20 protein-coding genes are annotated in these 25,805 nt (G+C 67.7%); 7 read left to right on the forward strand and 13 right to left on the reverse strand.

Going from position 1 to position 25,805, the window contains the following annotated elements; translation table 11 throughout:
- Positions 1-10: 10 nt before the first annotated feature.
- The 3 genes from TEP_RS19125 to TEP_RS19135 all read left to right on the forward strand — a co-directional run bounded on the left by TEP_RS19125 (position 11) and on the right by TEP_RS19135 (position 6,762).
- Entirely contained in the window at positions 11-400 is a 390-nt protein-coding gene (locus TEP_RS19125; RefSeq protein WP_025876043.1) for an I78 family peptidase inhibitor, read from the forward strand.
- 358 nt (positions 401-758) lie between these two features.
- Complete coding sequence (gene gltB / locus TEP_RS19130) at positions 759-5,213, forward strand: glutamate synthase large subunit (protein WP_132826338.1); 4,455 nt, start codon at positions 759-761, stop codon at positions 5,211-5,213.
- A gap of 103 nt (positions 5,214-5,316) precedes the next feature.
- Positions 5,317-6,762 (forward strand): FAD-dependent oxidoreductase, encoded by a 1,446-nt coding sequence (locus TEP_RS19135; RefSeq protein ID WP_132826339.1) that lies wholly within the window; start codon positions 5,317-5,319, stop codon positions 6,760-6,762.
- On the opposite strand, the gene TEP_RS19140 is transcribed toward TEP_RS19135, so the two are convergent.
- Positions 6,748-9,171, reverse strand: coding sequence for a response regulator (locus tag TEP_RS19140; protein ID WP_132826340.1), 2,424 nt, complete (start codon positions 9,169-9,171; stop codon positions 6,748-6,750). The two genes, TEP_RS19135 and TEP_RS19140, sit on opposite strands and share 15 nt — an antisense overlap.
- A 163-nt stretch (positions 9,172-9,334) precedes the next feature.
- On the opposite strand from TEP_RS19140, the gene TEP_RS19145 reads away from it, so the two are divergent.
- Positions 9,335-10,204: a methylglyoxal synthase gene (locus TEP_RS19145; RefSeq protein WP_093820268.1), complete on the forward strand. Its 870-nt coding sequence runs from the start codon at positions 9,335-9,337 to the stop codon at positions 10,202-10,204.
- A 363-nt stretch (positions 10,205-10,567) separates the two neighbouring features.
- On the opposite strand, the gene TEP_RS19150 is transcribed toward TEP_RS19145, so the two are convergent.
- From TEP_RS19150 to ttcA, 3 genes are read right to left on the reverse strand one after another with little or no spacing between them, the layout of a single operon-like run.
- Positions 10,568-11,347 (reverse strand): SprT family zinc-dependent metalloprotease, encoded by a 780-nt coding sequence (locus tag TEP_RS19150; RefSeq protein WP_132826341.1) that lies wholly within the window; start codon positions 11,345-11,347, stop codon positions 10,568-10,570.
- 59 nt (positions 11,348-11,406) lie between these two features.
- Complete coding sequence (locus TEP_RS19155; RefSeq protein ID WP_025875418.1) at positions 11,407-12,312, reverse strand: recombination-associated protein RdgC; 906 nt, start codon at positions 12,310-12,312, stop codon at positions 11,407-11,409.
- A gap of 36 nt (positions 12,313-12,348) precedes the next feature.
- Positions 12,349-13,245: a tRNA 2-thiocytidine(32) synthetase TtcA gene (gene ttcA, locus TEP_RS19160; RefSeq protein ID WP_132826342.1), complete on the reverse strand. Its 897-nt coding sequence runs from the start codon at positions 13,243-13,245 to the stop codon at positions 12,349-12,351.
- Positions 13,246-13,335: 90 nt separating this feature from the next.
- On the opposite strand from ttcA, the gene TEP_RS19165 reads away from it, so the two are divergent.
- A complete protein-coding gene (locus tag TEP_RS19165) occupies positions 13,336-13,539 on the forward strand; it encodes a DUF465 domain-containing protein (RefSeq protein ID WP_093820272.1) in 204 nt (67 codons plus the stop codon).
- 209 nt (positions 13,540-13,748) lie between these two features.
- On the opposite strand, the gene TEP_RS19170 is transcribed toward TEP_RS19165, so the two are convergent.
- The 6 genes from TEP_RS19170 to TEP_RS19195 form a co-directional block, all read right to left on the reverse strand.
- Entirely contained in the window at positions 13,749-14,099 is a 351-nt protein-coding gene (locus tag TEP_RS19170) for a hypothetical protein (protein ID WP_132826343.1), read from the reverse strand.
- The gene (gene plsB, locus TEP_RS19175; RefSeq protein WP_132826344.1) at positions 14,096-16,732 is read right to left on the reverse strand and encodes a glycerol-3-phosphate 1-O-acyltransferase PlsB; all 2,637 of its coding nucleotides are present in this window, start codon (positions 16,730-16,732) and stop codon (positions 14,096-14,098) included. Before plsB ends, TEP_RS19170 begins: the two co-directional genes overlap by 4 nt.
- Positions 16,732-17,685 (reverse strand): hypothetical protein, encoded by a 954-nt coding sequence (locus TEP_RS19180; RefSeq protein ID WP_025875426.1) that lies wholly within the window; start codon positions 17,683-17,685, stop codon positions 16,732-16,734. The genes plsB and TEP_RS19180 overlap by 1 nt, the downstream gene beginning before the upstream one ends.
- A gap of 316 nt (positions 17,686-18,001) precedes the next feature.
- Positions 18,002-18,826, reverse strand: a complete 825-nt coding sequence (locus tag TEP_RS19185) for a serine protease (RefSeq protein WP_132826345.1) — start codon at positions 18,824-18,826, stop codon at positions 18,002-18,004.
- 219 nt (positions 18,827-19,045) lie between these two features.
- Positions 19,046-19,771 (reverse strand): orotidine-5'-phosphate decarboxylase, encoded by a 726-nt coding sequence (pyrF, locus tag TEP_RS19190; protein WP_025875430.1) that lies wholly within the window; start codon positions 19,769-19,771, stop codon positions 19,046-19,048.
- Positions 19,768-20,688, reverse strand: a complete 921-nt coding sequence (locus tag TEP_RS19195) for a 5'-nucleotidase, lipoprotein e(P4) family (RefSeq protein WP_132826346.1) — start codon at positions 20,686-20,688, stop codon at positions 19,768-19,770. The genes pyrF and TEP_RS19195 overlap by 4 nt, the downstream gene beginning before the upstream one ends.
- A 100-nt stretch (positions 20,689-20,788) precedes the next feature.
- Between TEP_RS19195 and TEP_RS19200 the strand changes: the two genes are divergently transcribed.
- Positions 20,789-21,439: a DUF480 domain-containing protein gene (locus TEP_RS19200; RefSeq protein WP_080150241.1), complete on the forward strand. Its 651-nt coding sequence runs from the start codon at positions 20,789-20,791 to the stop codon at positions 21,437-21,439.
- A 105-nt stretch (positions 21,440-21,544) separates the two neighbouring features.
- On the opposite strand, the gene TEP_RS19205 is transcribed toward TEP_RS19200, so the two are convergent.
- From TEP_RS19205 to TEP_RS19215, 3 genes are all read right to left on the reverse strand, one after another.
- Positions 21,545-21,856 carry a hypothetical protein gene (locus TEP_RS19205; protein ID WP_132826347.1) on the reverse strand — a complete coding sequence of 104 codons (312 nt, stop codon included), beginning with the start codon at positions 21,854-21,856 and terminating at the stop codon, positions 21,545-21,547.
- 161 nt (positions 21,857-22,017) lie between these two features.
- Positions 22,018-22,539, reverse strand: a complete 522-nt coding sequence (locus TEP_RS19210; RefSeq protein WP_132826348.1) for a GNAT family N-acetyltransferase — start codon at positions 22,537-22,539, stop codon at positions 22,018-22,020.
- 266 nt (positions 22,540-22,805) lie between these two features.
- Positions 22,806-24,782, reverse strand: coding sequence for a UvrD-helicase domain-containing protein (locus tag TEP_RS19215; protein WP_093820450.1), 1,977 nt, complete (start codon positions 24,780-24,782; stop codon positions 22,806-22,808).
- 102 nt (positions 24,783-24,884) lie between these two features.
- Here TEP_RS19215 and TEP_RS19220 point away from each other — a divergent pair, with 102 nt between their 5' ends.
- The gene (locus TEP_RS19220; protein ID WP_025875442.1) at positions 24,885-25,505 is read left to right on the forward strand and encodes a thymidine kinase; all 621 of its coding nucleotides are present in this window, start codon (positions 24,885-24,887) and stop codon (positions 25,503-25,505) included.
- Positions 25,506-25,805: the final 300 nt, after the last annotated feature.

Below are 25,805 nucleotides of genomic sequence, written 5' to 3' on the forward strand. Positions count from 1 at the left end.
CGGAGTCATGATGTCGTTCCCGATCCGCGCCCGTTCCCTCTCCGCCCTGCTGCTGCCGGCCGTGCTGGCCCTGACCGCCTGCCAAGCGCCGTCGCTGGATGAGCAGGATTCGGCCACCGCCCACGCACAGCAGGCCGCCGAGGCCGCCAAGGCGCCGGCCGACGAAGCCGGCAAGGCCACCGAAGCACCGCCTGTCGGCAACTGCGACGCCAGCCAGGTGCAGAGCCTGGTCGGCCAGCCCTACACCGAAGCGCTCGGCAAGCAGGCCCAGGAAGATGCAGCGGCCAAGCAGCTGCGCGTGCTGCACCCCAATGACGTCACCACGATGGAGTTCCTGGGCGACCGCCTGAACATCGAAGTGGACGCAAAGGACGTGGTCAGCGGCGTCCGCTGCGGCTGAGGAAACCCCGCGCCGGCAAGCGTTTGCCGGCGCTTTGGTTGCGCCTGCAACCGTGTATTGCGGCGTTGCAGCAACCTGTGATCTAGTCGAGGCATCCGGTGGCCTCATGATGCGCTCCAGGAAGAGCACGGCGTGTGCGTCAGGGTGAGTGTGAAGACACTTGGCGTGCAGCCAGACAAGGCGCGCGCCGCCGCGCAGGCGAGTGCCTGCGCAAGGTGAGCAACGCCGTATGGGCGTGCGCCAAGCGGCTTCCCGACGGGCTGCGCCATGCGCGGCACACTCCACCATGACGTGCAGGGCGTGCTCTACAGAGCGGGCAGGGGTGTCCCCGTTCATTTCAATCTGCATCGAGGTAGAGATGGCCCCCCGCAACCGCCAAGGGCTTTACGACCCGCGCTCCGAGCGCGATGCCTGTGGATTTGGCATGGTCGCCCAGCTCGACGACCAGCCTTCGCGCCTGCTGGTGGATACCGCCATCGCTGCGCTCTCGCGCATGACCCACCGTGGCGGTGTCGCCGCCGATGGCCTCACCGGCGATGGTTGCGGCCTGCTGCTGCGCCGCCCCGATGCCTTCCTGAAACTGCTGGCCAGTGAAGCCGGCATCGCCATCGGCGCGCGCTTCACTGCGGGCCTGGTGTTCCTGCCGCACGATGCCGACGCCGCACAGGCCTGCCGCACGCAGCTGCAGCAGCAGATCGAGGCCGTCGGCTGCAAGGTGGCCGGCTGGCGCGAGGTACCGACCGACGACAGCGTCTGTGGCCAACTGGCACGCGACACCCTGCCGCGCATCGAGCAGGTGTTCGTCGATGCCGGCGTCGGCCAGGATGACGCCGGCTTCGGCCTGGCCCTGTTCCTGGCCCGCCGCCGCAGCGAGCAGCTGCTGCGCGCGCATGCCGACTACTACGTCACCACGCTCAGCCCCAGCGCCATCGGCTACAAGGGCATGGTGCTGCCGGACAAGCTCAGCCGTTTCTTCCCGGACCTGCAACGCCGCGAACTGGCCTCCAGCGCCATCGTGTTCCACCAGCGCTTCTCCACCAACACGCTGCCGCGCTGGCCGCTGGCGCACCCGTTCCGGATGCTCGCCCACAACGGCGAGATCAACACCATCGAAGGCAACCGGCGCTGGGCGCAGGCGCGCAGCAAGGTGTGGAAGACGCCCCGTTTCGACATCGGCGAGTTCGACCCGGTCATCTCCATGCACGGCTCCGATTCGCAGAGCCTGGACAACATGCTGGAACTGATGGTGTCCGCCGGCATGGAGCTGATCCAGGCCCTGCGCATCCTGGTGCCGCCGGCAACGCAGTCGCTGGAATTCAAGGACCCGGACCTGGCCGCGTTCTACGAGTTCCACGGCCTCAACAGCGAACCGTGGGACGGCCCGGCCGGCATCGTCGCCTGCGACAGCCGCTACGCGGTGTGCACCCTCGACCGCAACGGCCTGCGCCCGGCGCGCTGGATGCTGACCGCCGATCGCCACTTCCTGGTCGCCTCCGAAGCAGGCGTGTGGGAGGTACCGACCGAGCGCGTGGTGCGCAAGGGCAAGCTCGGCCCGGGCGAGATGATCGCCATCGACCTCAAGCGCGGTGACCTGCTCGATTCGGAGGCCATCGACCGCATCAACCGCGGCCGTGCACCCTACAAGCAGTGGCTGCAGCAGGGCGTCACCTACCTGCAGACCGAACTGATCGACCCGTCGCTGGTGGAAGAGCCGTTCGACGAAAGCACCCTGCGCAGCTACCACAAGCTGTACCAGCTCAGCAGCGAGGAAGTGGAACAGGTGCTGCGGCCGCTGGCCGAGACCGAGCAGGAAGCCACCGGCTCGATGGGCGATGACACGCCGATGGCCGTGCTCAGCCAGCGCAGCCGTCCGCTGTACGACTATTTCCGCCAGGCCTTCGCGCAGGTCACCAACCCGCCGATCGACCCGCTGCGTGAAGACTGCGCGATGTCCCTGTCCACCCAGCTCGGCAAGGAGACCAACATCTTCCATGCCGGGCCGGAGACGGTGAACCACGTCATCCTCAACTCGCCGGTGCTGAGCCAGCGCAAGCTGCGCCAGCTGCTGAAGATGGACCAGTACGTGCAGGCCAACCGCCTGCTCGACCTGTCCTACAGCGAAGAGGAAGGCCTGCGTGCAGGCATCGAACGCATCTGCGTCGAAGCCGAACAGGCTGCGCGCGACGGCATGGTGATGCTGCTGCTGTCCGACCGCTACCCGGTGGCCGGGCGGCCGATGGTGCATGCGCTGCTGGCCACCAGCGCCATCCACCACCACCTGTCACGGCTGGGCCTGCGCTGCGACGTCAACCTGATCGTGGAAACCGGCACCGCGCGCGACGCGCACCACATGGCCTGCCTGCTCGGCTTCGGTGCGACGGCGGTGTATCCGTACCTGGCCTACCAGACCCTGTTCGACCTCGGCCGACGCGGCATCCTCAAGCTCAGCAAGGGCGGCGAGCAGTCGCAGATCGGCCGCCGCTACCGCAAGGGCATCTACAAGGGCCTGTCCAAGATCATCTCGAAGATGGGCATCTGTACCGTGGCCAGCTACCGCGGTGCGCAGCTGTTCGAGATCATCGGCCTGGAGCCGGAGGTCGTGGAGCTGTGCTTCCCCGATACCGCCTCGCGCATCGGTGGCGCCGGCTTCGCGCGCCTGGATGCCGACGCGCGTGAACTGTGCGCGCAGGCCTGGGACGCCCAGCAGGGCGTGGATGTCGGCGGCCTGCTGAAGTACGTGCACGGCGGCGAGTACCACATGTACAACCCGGACGTGGTGACCACCCTGCAGCGCGCAGCGCGCAGCGGTGACCCGCGTGCGTGGCAGCAGTACTGCGATGCCGTGCATGCGCGCCCGCCGTCGGCGCTGCGCGATCTGCTGCAGCTGGTGCCGGCGGCAACGCCGACGCCGCTGGACGAAGTGGCACCGGCGAGCGACCTGTTCCCGCGTTTCGATACCGCAGCGATCAGCCTCGGTGCGCTCTCGCCCGAAGCGCATGAAGCGCTGGCCATTGCGATGAACCGCCTCGGCGGCCGCAGCAATTCCGGCGAAGGTGGCGAAGACCCGGCGCGCTATGGCACCGACAAGCGCAGCAAGATCAAGCAGGTGGCCTCGGGCCGCTTCGGCGTCACCGCCGAATACCTGGTCAATGCCGAAGTGCTGCAGATCAAGGTTGCCCAGGGCGCAAAGCCCGGCGAAGGCGGCCAGCTGCCCGGGCACAAGGTCAATGAACTGATCGCACGCCTGCGCTATGCCAGGCCGGGCATCGGCCTGATCTCGCCGCCGCCGCACCACGACATCTACTCCATCGAAGACCTGGCGCAGCTGATCTACGACCTCAAGCAGGTCAACCCGACCGCGCTGGTATCGGTGAAGCTGGTCAGCCATGCCGGCGTCGGCACGATCGCGGCGGGCGTGGTCAAGGCCGGTGCTGACCTGATCACCATTTCCGGCCATGACGGCGGTACCGGTGCTTCGCCGGTCAGCTCGATCCGCTACGCCGGCGTGCCGTGGGAACTGGGCATCGCCGAGGCGCATCAGGCGCTGGTGGCCAACGACCTGCGCGGGCGCACCCTGCTGCAGACCGATGGCGGCCTGAAGACCGGCCTGGACGTGGTCAAGGCAGCGCTGCTGGGTGCGGACAGCTTCGGCTTCGGCACCGCGCCGATGATCGTGCTGGGCTGCAAGTACCTGCGCATCTGCCACCTCAACAACTGCGCCACCGGCGTGGCCACCCAGGACGAGCGCCTGCGCGAGAACCACTTCACCGGCCAACCCGAGCGCGTGGAGAACTTCTTCCGCCTGCTGGCCGAGGAAGTACGCGGCTGGCTGTCGGTGCTGGGCGCACGTTCGCTGCAGGAAATCGTCGGCCGCACCGACCTGCTGCGCCAGCTTGAGGTCTCGCCGCGCGAGGACGTGCGCGTGGATCTGTCGCGTCTGCTGGCCGACGCCAGTTACCCGGGCAGCCACTGCGCGGCACAGCGCCTGTATGAATCTCCGGACAGCCTGGCCACGCAGATGGACGGCCTGCTGGCCGAGGCCATCGAACACAAGCGCGGTGGCGAGCACCGCTTCCTGATCCACAACACCGACCGCAGCATCGGCACCCGCCTGGCCGGCGCCGTGGCGCGCGCGCACGGCAACCAGGGCATGGCCGAATCGCCGCTGGAACTGCGCTTCCGCGGCAGCGCCGGGCAGAGCTTCGGCGCCTTCAACGTCGGTGGCCTGCACCTGGAAGTGGAAGGTGAAGCCAACGACTACGTCGGCAAGGGCATGGCCGGCGGCCGCCTGGTGGTGCGTCCTCCGCGTGGTGCACGCTTCGAGGCACGCAGCACCGCCATCATCGGCAACACCTGCCTGTATGGCGCAACCGGTGGCGAGCTGTTCGCCGCTGGCCGTGCCGGTGAACGATTCGCCGTGCGCAACTCCGGCGCACTGGCCGTGGTGGAAGGCGCAGGTGATCACTGCTGCGAGTACATGACCGACGGCGTGGTGCTGGTCCTGGGCAAGGTCGGCCTGAACTTCGGCGCCGGCTTCACCGGTGGCTTGGCCTACGTGCTGGACGTGGACCGCGATTTCGTCGACCGCTACAACCACGAGCTGATCGACATCCATCGCGTCTCCGCCGAAGGGTTCGAGAACTACCGCCAGCACCTGCATCGCCTGATCGGCCGTCATCGCGAGCTGACCGGCAGCATCTGGGCGCAGCAGATCATGGACGAGTTCCGCGATTACATCGGCAAGTTCTGGCTGGTCAAACCCAAGGCCGCCAGCATCGAGTCGCTGACCGAAACCCTGCGCCGCGCGGCGTGACACACCGCACGTGAGCGATGCGCCGCATGCACTGGGCGCACCGGCTTCCCCACCGCTGTAGTGCCGGCCACTGGCCGGCATCCGGAAATCCACAGAGTCCGCCATGAGCCGCAAGCACGCCTTCCAGTTCCTCGACCTGCCCCGGACCATGCCGCAGCGCATCCCGGTTGAACTGCGCACCTCCGGCGACTGGGGCGAGCTGTACGGAAAGTTCGGCAAGGAAGATGCGCAGTACCAGGCCGGCCGTTGCCTGGACTGTGGCAACCCGTACTGCAGCTGGAAGTGCCCGGTGCACAACGCCATTCCGCAATGGCTGCAGCTGGTGCAGGAAAACCGCATCCACGAAGCAGCCACGCTGTGCCACAGCACCAACCCGTTGCCGGAAGTGTGCGGCCGGGTGTGCCCGCAGGATCGCCTGTGCGAGGGCAGCTGCACGCTGGAAGAGTTTGGTGCGGTCACCATCGGCGCGGTGGAGAAGTACATCGTCGATACCGCGCTGGCTACCGGCTGGCGGCCGGACATGACGGCGGTGCAGCCCACCGGCCACACGGTGGCGGTGATCGGTGCCGGCCCCGCAGGCCTGGCCTGTGCCGACCGCCTGGCGCATGCCGGCATCACCGCAGTGGTCTACGACCGTTACGAACAGGTCGGCGGCCTGCTGCAGTTCGGCATCCCCAGTTTCAAGCTGGACAAGGACGTGATCCGTCGTCGTCGCGACGTGCTTGAAGGCATGGGCGTGCAGTTCCGCCTCGGCGTGGAGATCGGCCGCGACATCAGCCTGCAGCAGCTGCTGGACACCCACGATGCGGTGTTCGTCGGTACCGGCGCGTATCGCTACACCGACGGTGGCCTCGATGGCCAGGACCTGAAGGGCGTGCTGCCGGCACTGCCGTTCCTGGTGCAGAACAGCCGCATCGTCGGCGGCGATGATCCGCAGGGCCGGCCGATCGCCGGCTGGGAAGACCAGATCGCCCTGCCCGACCTCAATGGCAAGCGCGTGGTGGTCCTCGGCGGTGGCGACACCGGCATGGACTGCGTGCGCAGCGCGGTGCGACTGGGCGCGGCCAAGGTCACCTGTGCCTACCGGCGCGACGAGGCCAACATGCCGGGCAGCGCGCGCGAAGTGGCCAACGCGCGCGAGGAAGGCGTGCGCTTCCTGTTCAACCGCCAGCCGCTGTCGATCGAAGCCGGCGCCGATGACGAAGTGATCGGGGTGACGGTGGTCGAGACGCGGTTGGGCGAACCCGATGCCAACGGCCGCCAGAACGCCGTGCCGATCGAGGGTAGCGAGTCGCTGCTGGAAGCGGACGTGGTGATCATCGCGTTCGGCTTCTCGCCCAGCGTGCCCTCGTGGCTGGCCGAGCATGGTGTGGAAGGCCAGGCCAATGGCCGCATCCTCGCCGGTGGCAAGGGCAGGCTGCCTTTCCAGACCGCCCATCCGCGCCTGTTCGCCGGGGGTGACGCGGTGCGCGGTGCCGACCTGGTGGTGACCGCTGTGGCCGAGGGCCGCGATGCCGCCGCCAGCATCGCCCGGCTACTGGCGCACTGACAGACCGAGTGGCACCAGCACTGCGGCCAGGACGGCATGCAGTGCCTGGCGGCCGACCGGCTTGGCGATGAAGTGATCGATGCCTGCGTCGAGGCAGGCCTGGCGGGTACTGTCGAGCACGCTGGCGGTCAACGCGATGATCGGCACCCTTGCCGCATCGGCACGAGGATCGGCGCGGATCGCGCGGGCCAGGGCAAAGCCGTCCATGCCCGGCATGTGGCAGTCGGTGATGACCAGCGCGAACCGTTGCGTCTGCCACGCCTGCCAGGCCTGCTCGCCATTGGCTGCGGCATGCACCTGCAGGCCCAGGTCCCGCAGCTGCCGCACCAGCAGCTGCAGGTTGGTGGGATGGTCTTCGGCAACCAGTACCCGCACCGGCGGCAATTCGTGCAGGCCAGCCGCATCATCACGATGCTCCGCCGATGGCGCCTCGCAGGCCGGCAGGTACAGGTCCAGCCACACCGTGGTGCCCACGCCCGGCGTACTGCACAGGTGCAGTTGCCCGCCCATCGATGCCGCCAGCTCCCGGCAGATCGCCAGTCCAAGGCCGCTGCCACCGAAGCGCCGGGTGGTGGAGGCGTCGGCCTGGGTAAAGGCTGCAAATACCGCCCGCTGGCGCTCCCGGCTGATGCCCACGCCGGTATCGGTCACCTGCAGCCGCAGCTGCTGGCCCTGGGCGCGCTGCTGCAGCACCCGCACCTGCAGGTCCACCCCACCGTGCAGGGTGAATTTCAGCGCATTGCCCGCCAGGTTGAACAGGATCTGGCGCAGGCGCAGCGCATCGGCCAACGATCCACGCTGCAGCGCAGGATCCACCTCGCAGCGCAGATGCAGCCCTTTGCTGGCCGCCACTGGTGCCAGCAGGCGCTGCACCGCCCGCAGCAGCCCGGCCAGGTCGGTGGGCAGGCACTGCGGTGGCTGTGGGCCGGTCTGCAGGCGTTGGCTGTGCAGCACGTCATCCAGGATCTGTCGCAGCATCTGCGCGGCATCATCGATGGTCGCCAGTACCTGCCGCTGGCGCGCATCCAGCGCGCCGCTGCCGAAGCGCTCCAGCATTCCCAGCATGGTGCTCATCGGCGTGCGGATCTCGTGGCTCATGGTGGCCAGGAAATGGCTCTTGGCGGCGGCATCCTGCTCGGCGTCACGCCGGGCATCGTTCAGTGCCTGCGTACGTGCGCGCGCTTCGGTGACGTCCATCCAGTATCCGCTCCATTCCACGCCGCTGTCGCTGCAGGCAATCGGTCGCCCGTGCGAACGTACCCAGCGCCAGCCGTTGGGGCCGCGCGTGCGGAAGGTGACGTCGATGGGCCCACGCACCAGCGCGGCGGCATCAACGCAGGCCAGCACCGAGCGGCGGTCCTGCGGATGGACTGCTGCCAGCAGGCTGCCATGGTCGACCCGCGCGGTATCCACGCTGATCCCGAACAGGGCATGCACATCGCCGGCGATGTGGGGAACACTGTACTCGCCGGTGCTGCTGCGCCGTGCCTGGTACACCACCGCCGGCAGGTTGCTGGTGACCTCGTGCAGGCGCTGCTCCAGCGCCTGCCTGCGCAGGCCTTCACGGTGCAGTCGCCAGTGACCGAATGCATGCACCAGGCCCATTGTCAGCAGCATCAGCAGCACCGCGATCAAGCCGCGCAGGGGCGACACCGGCGGCACCTGGCCGCGGCGAGGGGATGTCGAGACCCAGTGCGCCCGCACTGCCTCGCGCTGCTCCTCCGTCATGCCTGCCTGCAGTTGGTTGAAGCGATCCACCAGGTGCGCGCACGCCGGCAGCGCAGCCAGTACCAGTGCGTCGCTGAAGCCGGCCGGCGCCGCCACGTCCAGCGCGCCGCCGGGCTGATCGCGCAGCGCCGCTTCCACTTCCACCAGGTTGCCCACCACTGCATCGATCTGGCCGCTGATCAGCAGCTGCAGCGCCTTGTCCAGCGCCGCCACCTGCAACAGCGGCACATGCGCGCTCGACTCTTCCAGCACGGCAGCGAGCGGCACCACATCGGGGCTGGCCACGCCGTGGCCGTGCAGTCCCTCCAGGCCGATGATCGGCCGCGCATCGGGGCGTCGCACGATCACCTGCGGCACCTGCAGGTAGGGCACGCTGGCCACCCAGCCTTTCGGCGTCTGCGCGCGCGGCCAGCCAAGCACGGCGTGGGTCCCGGCAGGCAGCGCGCCAGCGGCCAGCGCCGTCGCCGCGACCGGTGTGGCACGCAGCGTAGGCACCTGTTCCTGCAGCAGCGCCAGATAGGCGGCCACCAAGCCCTGTGGCGTGTCGTCCTGACTGGACGACAACGGCGCACGGTCAGCGGGATAGGCAAGCAGGATGGGGCCTTCGCACTGTCCGGCCCAGGCCGGCACCGACAACAGCGACAGGGCGACGATGCGGGCCAGGCGGCCAGCGACATTCATGGTGGACATCCTCATGTCGCGGGCGGGGGCATGGCCACATCCCGGTATGACCTTCTGCCACGCTAGCGACGCGCTTCCCAGCAACAATGAGGAAATTTGTAAAACCCTCCGAAACCGCCAATAGCGACATACACTGCCGCTTCTACCGATCCCGGAGCTTTCGATGCGCATCGGCCTGGCCGCCAACCGTCTCCATCACCACGACGCGCGCGCGGCACTGTTCCGCTGGCTGCGCGCCAGCGAACCCGGGCTGCGCGAACTGGGCGTGACACTGTGTGCGGTTGGCCGCACCCACGACGCGATCCAGCGCAACGGGTTCCTTGCCGGTTACGACGGCCTGCAGCGCTATCCCTACGGTCGCGAAGGCGGCTTGATGAAACTGGTGGCCGAAGTGGTGGGCATGGGCGCCGAGCGTACGCTGGACGGTGCGGTCTATCTGATGGATCCGGTCGACCCTTCCTCGGTTTTCCCCGAGGCGACCGCGCTCAAGCGCCAGTGCGTGATCCACGGCAAGCCGTTCATTTCCACCGTGGCCACCGCCCGCGACTGGATCGAGGTGGAGCGCATCCATGCGGGCTTGGCCGCCGATGCCGGCACCGACGACCTGCATGCGTTCGAGGAGCAGACGCTGGCGTTGATCGCGCACGATGCGATGAAGCCGGCGATGCTCGCCTTCGCCGATGAACACTTCGACGTACTGGCGCGCTTCGGCGAACGCGTCGCCACCGGTACCACCGGCCAGCGCTTGAACGAGCTGGCCTGGAGCCGCGGCTGGCCAGCGGATACGGCGTGGGTGACGCGCTACCAGAGCGGCCCGATGGGTGGCGATGCGCAGATTGCCGACCGCGTGCTGGAAGGCCGTTGCCAGCGCGCGATCTTCTTCGAGGATCCGCACGTGGCGCGCCAGCACGAGGCGGACATCCAGCTGCTGGAGCGGGCGGTGACCACGGTGACCGATCAGGCGGTATGCATCACTGCACCGCGCGTGGCGGCGCGGTGGGCGGAGGCGGCGGCCTTGCGCGCGGGTCGATGAGGTTTGCGGCCAACGGCTGAGCCGCTCGTGGTGGCCGTTCAGATCAAAAGCCGTGCTTGGCCGGGCGGGGTGGATTGCGCAGGGGTCGCTGCAAGTACGTCCATGTAAGCTCGGTCGCCGCATCCATGCGGCTCACGCCCTTGCGCAACCCACCCCGCCCGGCCACGGATGGTTTCCGTGCTGACCACGGAAGAGAAAAGGAAGAGCAGGAGCAAAGCGGGTCGCGCGCTGTGCGCGCTTCAGTAGAGCCGATTTTGCTCGACTGCGCCGCCGCCTCTCTGGAGTGGAGCCCCTTCTGTTGAAGGGGCGCGCCGAAGGCGGGGGTAGAGGAGGAATGCTTGGGCAGGTGCTGTAGCGCAGGCGCTACAGCAGCTGCCGAAGCATCGCTTTCAATCTGCGCCCTTCCAGCTGGAAGTAGTCGCGCTGCTCGCGCCAGTCGGGGAAGCGTTGTTCCACTTCGTGCCAGAACGCGGGCGAGTGGTTGGCCTGGATCAGGTGGCAGAGTTCGTGCACCAGCACGTACTCGAAGGCGGCCGGGTGGCCCAGTACCAGTGCCAGGTCCAGCGCCATGCTGCCGTCGGGGGCCAGCGAGCCCCATTGCGAGGACATCACCTTCAACCGCACGCGGCTGGGCGCGCGCGGCAGGCCGGGCAGATACTTCGGCAACCAGCGGCCGACATCGGCGCGGGTCTGCGCTTCATAGAATTCGCGCAGCAGGCGGCGCAGGGTCGCATCGCCGCCCCGGCTCGGCCATTGCACGCAGGCACCGTGTTCGTCGATTTCCAACCGTGCGTAGCGGCCTTCCTGCCAGCGCAGCGGCAGCAGTTCGCCGCGCAGTGGCAGCACCCCTTCAACGCCGGGCTGCAACGCGGCGGGCAGACCGTGCCCCTGGTAGTGGCGCAGCTGCAGCCCCAGCCATTCGCGATGCTGTTCGAGGAAGCGCTCGCCCATTGCCAGGCTGGCACGCGGCGGCAACGTCAGTCGTGCGCCGCGCTCATCGACGCTGAGCTTGATCCGGCGCGCGCGCGGATCACGCACGCGCAGGATCTCGACCTCGACATCCTCCAGGCGCAGGCGAACGGTATCGCGCTGCACGGTGGCGGGTGGGACCGGCGAGATCAGGCGGCGCAGCAGACGGCTCATGGTCCCAGCATAGCGCCGTGCGAGGCCGCCGGATGACCGGCGGCCGACGGCCTGCCTGTTCAGTCAGCCTTGCTGAGCTTGAAGGCTTCTTCAAGCAGCAGGAACAGGCGGCGGATCTCCGCACTCTGCAGGGCGAAGCGGGCGTCGAACTCGGCACGGCGGCCGTCTTCGTCGGCATGTTCCAGCTGGTCCAGCGCACCGTCCAGGAACTTCAGCTTGCGCACGATCAGGTCGTCGCCCAGTACGAAGGACAGGTTGTCCTCGAACACCAGGGCCAGCTTGGTCACCTGCTTGCCGGCATCCAGGTGCTTGTCGATCTCGTCGCAGCGCAGTTCCTGGTGCTGGCACTTGACCACCGCGCCGCCTTCCACCGGGTCCTTCATCTCGCACTCTTCGCCCAGGCTGAAGCCGGTGGGCAGGGGCTCGCCGGCGATCCAGCCGGTCAGGATCGAACGCGGCGCGACTTCGGCGTTCAGCGGCATCGCCGGAAAGCTGCCGAGCAGGCCGCGGATGTCGGACATGAAGTATTCGCCGGTCTTGCGGCTGGAGGTGTCCACCGCCACATAACCGTGCAGCTGGTCGATGAAGGCATCGTTGCGCGAGGACTTCACGAAGGCGCGCGGCAGCAGTTCATGCAGCAGGTCGTCCTTCATGCGCTTGCGCTCGCGGCCACCGGGGCGGCGGCCTTCCTTCTCTTCGATCTCCTCCAGCTTGCGCTCGAGCAGGTCGTTGACCACCGCGCCGGGCAGGATCTTGTCCTCGCCACCGACGGTCAGCCACAGGTGTTCGGCAATGCGATGCGAGAGCACTTCCTTCTCTTCGCGGCCGAATGGCGAGATGAAACCACGCGAGTTCATCTCCAGTGCGCCCACCGGCTTGAGCAGGGCGTGCGGCAGCAGGGTGTCGACTTCGGAAAAATCAGTGGCAGTCGGGAAGCGGAAGAACGTCAGGTTGCGAAAGAACATGGAATTCCGGTGTCTGAAGAAGAAGGGCGCCCGACCTTAAACGGCAGGCGTCTCGGGAACTGCGTCGGCCGGCCAGGCATCGGCGTGCGCCGCATCGCCACGGCGGCCCAGGGCCATGAAATCGAACAGGGCGGCATCGGCCAGCTGCGCAGGTCGCACGTCGGCCATTGCACGTGCGATCTGTTCGATGCGCCCCGGATGCTCCTGGTCCCACTGCTTGAGCATCAGGCCGACCTGCCGACGCTGCAGGTTTTCCTGGCTGCCACACAGGGTGCAGGGAATGACCGGGAAACGGCGCGCCTGCGCGTACTGCGCGATGTCGTGCTCGCGCACGTACGCCATCGGGCGGATCACCACGTGCTGGCCATCGTCGCTGAGCAGCTTCGGTGGCATGGCGGCCAGCTTGGCGTGGTGGAACAGGTTCAGGAAGAACGTGGCCACCACATCATCGCAATGGTGGCCCAGTGCGATCTTGCTGAAGCCGTGCGCCTTGGCGTGGTTGTACAGCGCGCCACGACGCAGGCGCGAGCACAGCGAACACATCGTGCGGCCCTCCGGGATGACCCGGCTGACCACCGAGTACGTGTCCTGCTCGATGATCTGGTACGGCACGCCCAGCCCGGCCAGGTACTCCGGCAGGACGTGCGCGGGGAAGCCGGGCTGTTTCTGGTCCAGGTTCACCGCCACCAGGTCGAACGGCACCGGCGCCTTTTTCTGCAGCTGCAGCAGCAGGTCCAGCAGGGTATAGCTGTCCTTGCCGCCGGACAGGCAGACCATGACCTTGTCGCCCGCTTCGATCATGCCGAAGTCGGCGATGGCCTGGCCCACCTGGCGGCGCAGGCGCTTGCCCAGCTTGTCCGCCCCGAGCCCGTCCACGCGCGGATCGCGCGGAACGCGCTGCGGGGGATCGGGCAGGGAGATCACGGCGGACATGGCGCCATTCTACCGGCTTGTGGCAGCCCGGACCCGGGGTCGGGATTCCCCTCTCCCGGCAGTCATCGTCGCTGTGTATGCTCGGAGACCGTGGACACCTACAACCCCGCCGAAATCGTCGAACGCCTCGTCGCCCTCCGCGCCGAACACCGGTCGCTGGATGAACAGATCGCGCGCATGGCCGCCAACGGCGAAGATGAGCTGGAGTTCAAGCGCCTGAAGCGGCGCAAGCTGCAGCTGAAGGACTGCATCACCAAGCTGGAAAGCCTGCAGATTCCGGACGAACCGGCGTAACCGGGGGCCCATCCACGCATGGCGTGGATCTACTGGCCCACGCCGCCCCGAACGCCGATGGCACGCCCCGGCAACCTTTGGATCCACGCCATGCCGGGAAGTCCCGGTAGATCCACGCCATGCGTGGATGGGGCGACCCGGAAACACATGGATCCACGCCATGCCGGGACATCCACCAGATCCACGCCATGCGTGGATGGGGCTTTGCATCAACGCGGCAGCGCCAGCTCCGCACTCCAGGCCGCCTCACCGTCGACGGTCAGGTCGCAGCGGCGCACGTTGTCGGCACCGGAACAGCGCAGACCCAGCGGGTGCCCGTACCAGTCACCGGCAAGACCGTGGCGAGCGGCGGATTCATCACCGCTGATGCGCACCTCGCCGGCCAGCCGCAGGCGGTAGCGCACCGGTTGCCCGGCCTCGATACACAGGCGTACCGGCGCATCGGCCAGGCGCCCGGGCAGGTTGTCGTCCACGCAGGCTTCGGCCGCCTGCACCGAAGTAGCCGCAAGGCTTCCAGCCGCGATCAACGCGGCCAGGCCCGACAGTCGCCGCAGATTCAATCCTGCGGTGCCGGTTCGTCCGGGCGCGCCGCTTCCGGGCTGACCCGTTCGATGGTGTGGCGCAGTTCGCGGCCGAGGATGAACTTGGCATCCTTGGCCCAGGCGTCCAGGCGCTCGTCGAACAGCAGCTTGCTGTTCTCGTCCGGCCACACCAGGCGCAGCTCGCGCAGCTTCTGGATGAAGCCGCGGAACAGCGACTTGTCGAAGAACTCCGGCGCGGCCGGTGCATAGAGCAGGCTCAGGCGCTGTGCGGCCTGCTGGCACAGGCTTTCCAGCTCGGCGGCGCCGAGCGTGCCCGGGCCGTTCTTCACCAGCACCGAAATGGCGATGTAGTAGCGCTCGAATGCCTGCTGCAGCGAGTGGCCGATTGCACGCAGGCGGAACACTTCGTCGGTCTGCCCGGTGTTGCGGGCAAGGATGCCGCCGTCGTCTTCGTTGATGTTCTGCAGCAGGCCCTCACGCACGAACACGTCGATGGTCTGGTCGATGCGCTGGGCGAACTCGTCCTCGGTCCACGGCAGGAACAGTTCGGCCTGCAGGAACGGGTACACCGTGCGGCCCAGCTGCACCAGGCCGGTGCGGCTCATGCGGCGGTTGTTCTGGAAGCAGCAGGCCACCCACGACGATGCGGTGAACAGGTGCACCACGTTGTTGCGGAAGTAGCTCAGCAACACCGCGGTATCGCCGCTGACGCTGAGCACGTCGCCCAGCGGGTGCTTGATGCGGGTGAGGACGTTGATTTCTTCGGCGTGGGCGATGATCCGCTCCGGCGAATGCGGAGTCACCGTCACCCGGCCCGAATACGGCATCTCCGCCAGCAGGGTCTTGCACAGCTCGATCTGCGCGACCAGGTCGGCCTCGCCCATCGCATGCTTGGGCGTGGACAGCAGGGCCAGCGCCAGCAGGTTGATCGGATTGACGTCGGCCGCGCCGTTGATGCGCACCTGGATGCGCTCGGCCAGGGTATCGACGGTGGTCGACAGCCACGAGGGCTTCTCGTCCTCGGACACCGCCTCGCCACCCCACTCCGGGGCCTTCTCGGCCAGCACATCGTTCAGCGCGATGGGTTCGCCGAAGTTCACCACCACCTGGCCGTAGTTCTGCTTGAGCACCTTGGGGATGCCCCACAGCAGCTGCCAGATCGATTCCTTCTCCTTGGGCCGCCCGGACAGTTCATCCAGGTAGCTGCCGCCCTCCATCAGCTTCTCGTAGCCGATGTAGATGGGCTGGAACAGCACCGGCTTGCGCGGCTGGCGCAGGAACGCGCGCAGGGTCATCGAGATCATGCCGCCCTTGGGCTGCAGCAACCGGCCGGTACGCGAGCGCCCCCCCTCGACGAAGTACTCGATGGAGTAGCCGCCGGCGACCAGCTGCGCCACGTACTCGCTCAGCACCGCCGAATACAGCGCGTTGCCGCGGATCGAGCGGCGGATGAAGAACGCACCGCCCTTGCGCAGCAGGGTGCCGACCACCGGCAGGTTCAGGTTGATGCCGGCCACGATGTGCGGCGGCACGATGCCGCGGTCGTACAGCAGGTAGGACAGCAGCAGGTAGTCCATGTGGCTGCGGTGGCTGGGCACGTACACCACTTCGTGGCCCGGCGCTGCAGCCTTGAACTTGTCCAGGTGGTGCACCAGCACGCCGGCGTAGATGCGGTTCCACACATGGCTGAGCATGAAGCTGGCCGAGCGCACCACCGGGCTGGAATAGTCCGCGGCGATTTCCCAGGCGTAGGCGTGCGCCTTCTTCCAGGCATCGCTGGTTTTGCTGTTGTCGCGCTTGGCCTGCGAGGCGATCGCCTCGCGTACCGTCTCGGCGGCCAGCACCTGGTCCACCAGCAGGCGCCGGGTCGACAGGTCAGGACCGATCACCGACTCGCGGATGCGGCGGAAATGGGTACGCAGCACGCGCTGCAGCTTGCGCACCGTACGCTCGGGCTCCAGGCCCTCGTCGACGGTGCTGCGCAGCGAGATCGGTGGTGCGAAGCGGACGATGGTGTTGCGGCCGTTCAGCAGCAGGCCGAGCAGGCGGCGGAAGCGGCCGACCAGCGCCCAGTTTTCCGAGAACAGCACGGCGAACCAGCCGCTCTGCTTGTCCGGGGCGCGGCCGACGAAGATCGACACCGGCACCAGGTGCACATCCAGGTCGTCGCGGACGCGATGGGCCTGCAGGACCTTGGCCAGTGAATCGGAATGGGTCTTGGCGCCGCGCTGCTCGGGAATCAGCGAGTTGCTCGAGCTGCGCCGCGACAGGGCCAGGTAGGCGCGCTTGCGGCCGGTGGGGTCACCGGCCAGCGGAACCAGCGGCGAGGGCAGGCCAGCCTGGCGGCAGGCCTTGTCCAGGATCAGCGCGTTGGACAGGCCGTAGTCTTCCAGCACGTACATGACCGGGCGGCCATCGTTGTACTGGCCCGGGTCTTCCGGCTCGATCTTCAGCGACAGCCACGGTTCCACCAGACGCCCGAGCAGGCGCGCCCACAGCGGGCGGCGGCCGGCAGGACGCGCGAGCACAGGCGTCGCCGCCGGCGGCGTGCCGACGTCGGTCGAGGGGGACGCCGGCGCCGTGTCGGCGGGCGTCGGCTGGGATTCTTCGCCGGGGAACGGCAGCGGGTTCTGTTTCGACATCGACGTCATTATGGCTTAGCCGATGGCGTTGCCGCTTCCCCATCGGTTGTCGGGGCGGGCACAGGGTCCGGAGCGGCGGCGGCGCGCGCCGCATCGGCCTGTCGCAACAGGGCATCGGTATCGGCCAGGGTGCGCGTCAGGTACCAGTGGCCCTCGCGCCGGCTCAGCGGCACCTGCACGGTCATCGCGCGGCCGGCGAGCTCGTACTGCAGGCGCACCAGGGCGTTGTCGCCCTCCACCGACAGCAGCTCACCGCGCACGCTGCGCAGCGCCTCGTCCACCCCCAGGCCATAACTGGCCAGCACCGCCTTCAGCGTGTGGATGAACGGCGCCAGCTGCTGCAGGCTGCCTTCCATGCCTGCGGCCTGCAGACCGGCATCGTCCTGGAAACCCACCTGGGCGGCGGCGCCGACGAGCGCGGCGATGCTGCTGCGGGCTCTGGCGCGGTCGCTGATCGGGGCATCCTGCGCCCAGGCGGCCAGGGTCTGCACCAGCTGGATGTAGTGCGCCTGCTGGCCGGGCGTATAGCCCTTCTGGTGCCGCAGGTACTGCACACCGAAGTTGCCCATCGACTGCGCGGCTTGGCGCACCGCGCGGGCCTGGCCGGCCAGCTGGCGGTCGAAACTGCGCTGCAGCTGCACGCTGGCGCCGGGCTCACGCAGCGCCGCCAGCATCGGCAGCAGCTGGTCGCCCAGCGGCAGTCCGGTCAGCGGCCACTGGCTGTGGCCGTCGGCCCAGGCCTGCTGCAGGCGCTGGTACTGGCTGGGGGGCACCGACAGCTTTGCATAGCCGACCAGATCGTCCTCGGCCAGTCGCTGCGCCATCGCCTGTACTGCAGCGACAGGTTCGGCCGGCGCGGCGGCCGGATCACTGCCGGATTCGCGGCACGCGGCGATGGCCAGCAGCAGCATGGCCGCCAGCCCCCATCCCCGCGCAGACCTTCCTCGCATTACCACGCTCATGCAATCGGACTCCCCGGACCGGTCCGCATCTTGCGGCCTGCGACGTGACAGCGGCAAGCCGGGGCGTCACGGTTTCTGCCATGGCACGCACTGCGCGGTGCATCCACGCCCCGCGCCGATGGGGCCTTGCCGCACCCGGCGGATAAAAAAAGAGCCCGGACCACAGGGATCGCAGGCTCTTCAAACCGGCGCAAGGCCGGTGGACAGTGTTGTGGCGCATGTCCGGCCCGAAGACCGGATGGCGGCGATCCTACGCTGCCCGCAAAGTTAAAGCAACACATGATGAAATATCGTTTAACTCATTGATTTTATTTAATCAATCGCGTTGCCAGACGGCTTCAATGAAATCTACGGCATGTTTTTCGGCGATTCGGGCATAAACGCCGGGGTAGCCGGCCAACGCGCAGCCTTCGCCCCAGCTGACCACACCGAACTGGGTCCAGCCCTCACGCAGGCGCAGCAGCAGCGGACCACCGGAGTCACCCTGGCAGCTGTCGATCCCTTCGCGGCCGGCGCAGATGACCTTGCCGCGCGACAGCTCCCCTCCGTAGGCCTGCTGGCATTCGGCGAAGGGCACGAACGGGGTCTGCACCGTCTGCAGCTGGGTGGGATAGCCCCGTCCGTCACTGATGTCGGTGTCGCCCCAGCCAATCACTGTGAACTCCCGGCCCGGCTTGAGATAGCTGGCATCGGGCCGCAACCGCAGCGCGACCGGCTGCGCATCGGCCAACGGTGCGCTGAGCTGGATCAGGGCAACATCATGCTCCAGCGAGTTGCCGCTGTTGAACGCCGGGTGCATGTGGATGGTCCTGACGTTGGAGGGGCGCGCCGACGGCTCGGTGGACAGCGCGGTGGCGCCCCCCAGCACGGCCAGATCATCCGGGCGATCACCTTCCACGCAGTGCGAGGCCGTCAGCACCCAGGAGGGCGAAATCAGCGTGGCGCCACACCAGTGGCGACCGTGGTCACTGTCACCGTAGGACAAGCGCTGGATGCTGACCATGAACGGGTAGTCGCCTGGCTTGGCATCCTCGCCGCCGATGATGCGCGGTGCTTCGCGGGGTTGGGGTGCAGCCGTGGCGGGAAAGACGATGGCCGCCGCCAACAGGCCGCCGAACAACAAAGAGGTGCTGCGATACATATCCGTGTATTCCTCTATCGATGGTTGGTACCGGCACGGCCGCGGTCCGTGCTGGTGCATCGATTGATAGAGGGGGCTCCAGGCGCACAGCGCGATGCGGCGCACAGTTTTCCTGGCTGGGGTCGGGTGCGTCAGGGCAACAGGCACAAATGCGAACGCCATCCCGCATTCGACGGGATGGCGTTCGTGGTGCCGGCGTGACCGCCGTCGGGGCGGGGCTCAACGCGCGGCCAGAGCCGTCGCGATTTCCTGCTGGATCGCCCGTGCTGCAGCCTGCGGATCGGACGCATGGCGGATCGGACGACCGACCACGATGGCATCGGCACCATCGGCAAACGCCTGCGCCACACCCACCGTGCGCTTCTGGTCATCGCCGACCGGGCCACCGGGGCGGATGCCCGGGCAGACGATCGAGAAACCGGCGCCGGTCGCGGCGCGGATCGGGCCGGCCTCTTGGCCAGAGGCGATCACGCCGTCGATGCCAGCGGCCTGTGCGGCCAGCGCGCGTTCGACCACCACCTCCACCGGCTCGCGGTCGATGCCCATCTGCGCCAGGTCCGGTCGGCCCATCGAGGTCAGCACGGTCACCGCCAGCAGGCGCATGTCGCCGCTGTTGGCGGCCGCGCAGGCCTCCATCATCGCCGGGTGCCAGCCGTGGATGGTGGCGTAGCTGACCGGCCACTGCGCCAGGCGCTTGATCACCGCCGCGGCGGTGGCCGGGATGTCGAAGAACTTCAGGTCGACAAACACGCGCTTGTCGCGGCGTGCCAGTTCGTCCAGCACCTGGAAGTACTCACCGGAGGCGAGCAGTTCCATGCCGATCTTGTAGAACGCCACGCTGTCGCCCAAGCGGTCGACCCACGCCAGCGCCTGCACGCGGTCAGGCACGTCCAGCGCGAAGATCAGGCGCTCGTCGTCACGCAGCGGCAGCGGGGCGCGGCTCACGGCGCGTAGTCCAGCGCGGCACGCTTGGCGTCATGGCGGGCCTGCCGCGACTGCGCGTAATCGTTGTTGAACTGCGCCGGCTCGAAGCCGCCGTAGGTCGGGTTCGGCAGCATCCACCAGCGCTCGCCGAACCAGTCGTGATACTGCTGCAGCAGCGCGTCGCGGCCATCGTTGGTGTTGGCGGTCACTTCCACGAAGTCACCCAGCTGGTCGCCGAACTGCATCAGCACGCGGTACTTCTGCCCGGCCAGGCGGCGGCGGCAGTTCTTCTCGCTGCCGGCCTGCTCGCACCCTTCAACCACGGTGCCCAGACCGAGGAACACGCTGTCATCGGCCACCGGCAGGCCCTGCTCGCGCAGGTTGGCCAGGGTGGCGTCCTTCAGGTGCACGGCGCGGTTGGAGATGTACAGCAGGGTCACGCCCTTGGCATTGGCAGCCTTGGCGAAATCGACCACGCCGGGAATGGCCTTGGCCTTCTTTTCGGCCACCCACTGGTCCCAGCTGAGTTCGTCGTACTCCTTGCCATCACGTACCAGGCGCGCCTGGTATGGCGAGTTGTCCAGCACGGTCTCGTCCACGTCCAGCACCACGGCCGGCTTCAGGCCCTTGGCCTCGTTGCCGCGCTCTTCCGGCACCAGCGCGTCCCAGTGGGCTTCCTTCAGCGCAACGTCCAGATGGTCAGCGGCGGCACGGTAGGTCTGCTCGGTGATCGCCCTGTATTCCTGCGCGCGCTGCATCCACAGCACGGCATTGAGGTTGTCGTTGGCGGTCGCGTCGAGGGCACCGTCGGCCTTGGCGGCGGCGGCCGGGGCTTGCGGGGTGGCGGCTTCGGCAGGCGCTTCCACGCGCTTGCAGGCGGACAGGCCCAGCGCCGCGATGGCGAGCAGGGTCAGGGACAAGGAAACGGGACGACGCATGGATTCACCGGCAATCAGATATACCGGCCCATTTTACCGGCAAAGGCGCCGCCGGGACGGCTATGCTTGGCGGTTGACCCGTTGTCTTCCGGAAGCCGCCATGACCGACCCTGCCCAGACCCCCGACGTTCCGCTGCTGGATGCCGTACAGGCGCGCCTGCTGGGCTGCCTGGTGGAGAAGGAAGCCACCACCCCGGACACCTACCCGCTGACCGTCAACGCCGCGCAATCGGCGGCCAACCAGAAGACCGCCCGCGAGCCGGTGATGAACGTGAGTGCCGGCAGCGTGGAGCATGCGCTGCGCCAGCTGGAGACCCTGGGCCTGGCGCGCCAGCACTTCTCCTCGCGCGCCGACCGTTACGAGCACCGCCTGCAGAGCGCGCTGGACCTGACCCGGCAGCAGACCGTGCTGCTGGCCCTGCTGCTGCTGCGCGGGCCGCAGACCCTGGGCGAACTGGTCACCCGTGCCGAGCGCCTGCACCGCTTCGCCGATGCGGACGAAGCCCGCCACGCCATCGAGCGCCTGCAACAGCGTGCCCTGCTGGTGGTGCTGCCGCGCGCCAGCGGCCAGCGCGAAGACCGCTACATGCACCTGCTGTGCGGTGAAGTGGACGGCGCGGCATTGGCAGCGAAGTACGCCAGCAGTGGCGGCGGTGCCGAGCCGGCCGACCCCGGCCTGGCCGAGCGCGTGGCGCAGCTGGAAGCGGCAGTGGCCGAGCTGCAGGCTCAGCTGGCGGAGCTGCGCGGCTGAACGTCAACATCCTGACGGTGCAGTGCCGACCAACGGTCGGCACCCACCACGGCCGGGAAGAGTGGCCGTTTGCATCTGTCAAACGACACACCAGGGTGTTTGCCGTCAGCAGCCACCAACCCTCAGACTGCCGTCGCAGTTCTGCAGCCGTGCGACGTTGCTTTTGCTTCCCTGATAGAGGGGGTGGCCCATACTGCCATCGTGGCGGCGACAATCGGCGGTGATCTGGCAATAATTGTTGCCAAAGTCCTGCGCGTTGGTGAGGCGGCAGGAGCCGCTGGCACCCGATTGATTGAACGCCGCGGCGCAGGATTGCGTGCCCATCATCATCAGCGGTACTCCATTGGATTCTTCTGCCAACACGGATGCACTGGCCAATGCAGCAAACAGGCCGAAGGTGACGATCGAAACTCTCATGAGTGTGTACCTTCCGTTGATCCCGCGGATTGCGGGTCACCAGTTGGGCACACCATGCGCAAGCCCTGGGGCGAACGACTTCACGATCCGGCGATTTTGAAACGTTTCTGACGCCCCGCCTGCATGCACCGAGCTGCTTGAGCTGCAGTGCACTGCTGCAATCACTCCGGTGCACCCGGCGTGGCATACAAGCGGCTCGGGCTGTCCACGCCCGGCAGCTGGATCACCCCACGCTCCTGCATGCCCAACCCCAGCAGGATCCGCCCGGATGCCGCGTTGTCCAGATCGGTGATGCCATACAGATCCTGCAGGCCCAGCGCCGTGCGCGCGTGAGTGAACACCGCCCGTGCCGCCTCGCTGGCATAGCCCTGCCCCGCGTATGCGGACAGCACCGCGTAGCCGATATCCGGTGCCGGCAACCCCTCGCGGCGCACCAGCCCAGCATTACCCAGCCACGCACCATCGGACAGCCGCTCGATCGCATACATGCCGAAGCCATTCAACGCATAACTCTGCAGCACACGCAGGGCGATGTACTCGCGCGCCTGCGCTTCGTCACGCACGTTGCGGTCACCAATGAATCGCACGAAGCCCGGATCATTGAGCAGGGCCAGCATCGGTGCCGCATCGCGGTCCGGTTCAATGGCCCGCAGGCGCAGGCGTTCGCTTTCAATCGGGTGCACGGACAGGTCTCCAGCCAGAGACCCCGATTGTGCCTCAGCCCCCGCAGTTGCCGTTGCCTTTGATTTTCTTTTTTCTTTCCGTGGCTGACGCGCCAGGAAACCGTCCAAGGCCGGGTAGAGGGGCTGCGCAGGGGCGTAAGCCGCATGGATGCGGCGACCGAGCTTACAGGGACGTACTTGCAGCGTCCCCTGCGCAGTCCCTCTACCCGGCCAACCACGAACCCACTGGTTGAGCGCCAGCCACGAGGGGCTGCGCCGTTCGCCGATCAGTCGAACAACGCCTCGATCGCCGCCAACCCCGCCGTCGCCCGCTCCTTCTTGCGCGCCGCATCGGCCACCGGATCCGCTCCATCGCGCTGGATCTCCTCGGCCGGGATCTCCTCGAAGAAGCGGCTCGGCTTCAGCCGCACGTGCTCGCCGAACTTGCGGGTCAGCTTGCTGTAGCTCATCCACAGCTGGATCTTGGCGCGGGTGATGCCCACGTACAGCAGGCGCCGCTCTTCCTGCAGATTGCCCTCGTCCAGACTGACCTGGTGCGGCAGCACGCCGTCCTCGCAGCCGACGATGAACACGTAGGGGAATTCCAGGCCCTTGGAGGCGTGCATGGTCATCATCCGCACCTGGTTGCCACCCTCGTCCTTGTCGCTGCGCGACAGCAGCGCCAGCTGGCCGGCCAGATCGGCCGCAGTGGCACCACGCGGGCCACCCTCGAACCACTGCGCCAGTTCTTCGATGTTGTTGGCGCGACGCTGGTAGCTGGCTTCTTCCTTGGCCTGCTGCCGCAGCTCGCTGAGCAGGCCCGATTCCTTGGCGACCTTGCGGATCATGTCGCCGGAGCTGATCTGCCGCGTCTGCGCGCGCAGGTCACGCAGGATGTCGGTGAAGCGCGCCAGGCTGTTGGCCGCGCGCGGTGGCAGCTGCTGCAGCGCGCCGATCGCCTCGGCGGCCTGCGCCATCGGCATGCCCTTTTCCGAGGCCAGTTCGGCCAGCTTGGCCAGGGTGCCGGCGCCGACCTCGCGCTTGGGCGACTGCACCGCACGCAGGAACGCGGTGTCGTCGTCCGGGTTCACCAGCAGCCGCAGCCAGGCCAGCGTGTCCTTCACTTCCTGGCGCTCCAGGAACATGGTGCCGCCGGTCAGGTGGTAGGGGATGCGCAGCAGCTGCATCGCCTTTTCCAGCGGACGCGACTGGAAGTTGCCGCGGAACAGGATGCAGAAATCGCTCCACGGCACGTTGCGCGTCTGCGCTACGAACGCGATCTCGGCGGCGACCTTCTCGGCCTCGTGTTCGCTGTTGCGGCACTCCCACACACGGATGCGCTCGCCGTCGGCCTGGTCGCTCCACAGCTTCTTCAGGTGTTCGTGCGGGTTGTTGGCGATCAGCGCGTTGGCCGCGCGCAGCACGCGGTTGGAGCACCGGTAGTTCTGCTCCAGCTTGATGATTTCCAGCGCCGGGTAATCGCGCCCCATCTGCTGCAGGTTTTCCGGGTTGGCACCGCGCCAGGCGTAGATCGACTGGTCGTCATCGCCCACGCAGGTGAAGTTGCCCTTGTCACCGGCCAGCTGCTTGAGCAGGCGGTACTGCGCATCGTTGGTGTCCTGGCATTCGTCGACCAGCAGGTAGCCGATGCGCTCGCGCCAGGCCAGCGCGATCTCCGGGTTCTCTTCCAGGATCTGCACCGGCAACCGGATCAGGTCGTCGAAGTCCACGGCGTTGAACGCGCTCAGGCGCAACTGGTAGCGCTCGTAGATGCCGGCCGCTTCCTTCTCCCGGTTGCTGCGCGCAGCGGCCATCGCCTGCTCCGGCGACAGGCCGGCGTTCTTGGCGCGCGACACCAGGTTCTTCATGTCCTCGATGTCGTCCGGCTTGGCGCCGTACATCAGGTCCTTGATCTGCGCGGCCGCGTCATCGGCATCGAAGATCGAGAAACCGCGCTTGAGCCCGACGGCGGCATGCTCGATCTGCAGGAACTTCAGGCCCAGCGCATGGAAGGTGCAGATGGTCACTTCATCGGCATCCTGCTCGCGCAGGCGCTTGGCCACGCGCTCGCGCATTTCCTTGGCCGACTTGTTGGTGAAGGTGATCGCGGCGATGCGCTTGGCCGGGTAGCGGCCACAGCTGATCAGGTGGGCGATCTTTTCCACGATCACGCGCGTCTTGCCGCTGCCGGCGCCGGCGAGCACCAGCAGCGGTCCTTCGATGTGGAGGACGGCGGCAGCTTGGGGGGGATTGAGACCGTGCATTGGGGTGCGATTGTAGCGGGCGTTGGTGGCGGCCACAGCCGCCGGCCGGTGGGCTTGCTGAACGGCTTCGGCCGGCGCCGGGTGGCGTCGTACAATCGGCCGATGGCCAAGCTCTATTTCTACTATTCGGCGATGAACGCCGGCAAGACCACCACCCTGCTGCAGAGCGCGCACAACTACCGCGAGCGCGGCATGCGCGTGGCGATCCTGACCCCGCGCCTGGACGACCGTGCCGGCGCGGGCGTGGTCGCCTCGCGGATCGGCCTGCGCGCCGACGGCATGGCCTTCGAACGCGACACCGACCTGCAGCAGTGGGTCAGCCAGGATCTGCAGGCCAACGGGCCGTTGGGCTGCGTGCTGGTGGACGAGGCGCAGTTCCTCAGCCGCAGCCAGGTCTGGCAGCTCAGCGAGGTGGTCGATCAGCTGCGCATCCCGGTGCTGTGCTACGGCCTGCGCACCGATTTCCGCGGCGAGCTGTTCGAGGGCAGCCAGTACCTGCTGGCCTGGGCCGACGAGATGCAGGAGATCAAGACGATCTGCCACAGCGGCAAGAAGGCGACCATGACCGTGCGCGTGGACGAACATGGCCATGCGGTGCAGGACGGCCCGCAGGTGGAGATCGGCGGCAACGAGCGCTACGTGTCGGTCAGCCGCGCCGAGTTCAAGAAGATCACCCGTGGCGAGGGGCGGATCGATCCGGCGCAGGCACCGCTGCCGCTGTAGGGGGTATTCGGCAGGGCTGCGCCCTGCACCTGCTCAACGCAACAGCAACAGCAACAGCGAAAGCTGGCATTCGGTGGGATGGCGGGGCGGTGTGGGCTTGCAGGACACGCCGTAAACCCGTCCTTGGGGGCTCGATGGCGCCATCCATGGCGCCAACGGTCCTGCAAGCCCACACCGCCCCACCTNTGACAGNTTCCCGCNGCTGTTGGTAGGTGTCGACCTTGGTCGACACATNTNTNANNTATCGAAATGNAATTCCGGGGTCNGATCCGTTTTCCTTCGGAAAACGGATCACGGATC

This window comes from Stenotrophomonas sp. TEPEL, from assembly GCF_004348785.1.
In the GTDB taxonomy this organism is placed as follows: domain Bacteria; phylum Pseudomonadota; class Gammaproteobacteria; order Xanthomonadales; family Xanthomonadaceae; genus Stenotrophomonas; species Stenotrophomonas indicatrix.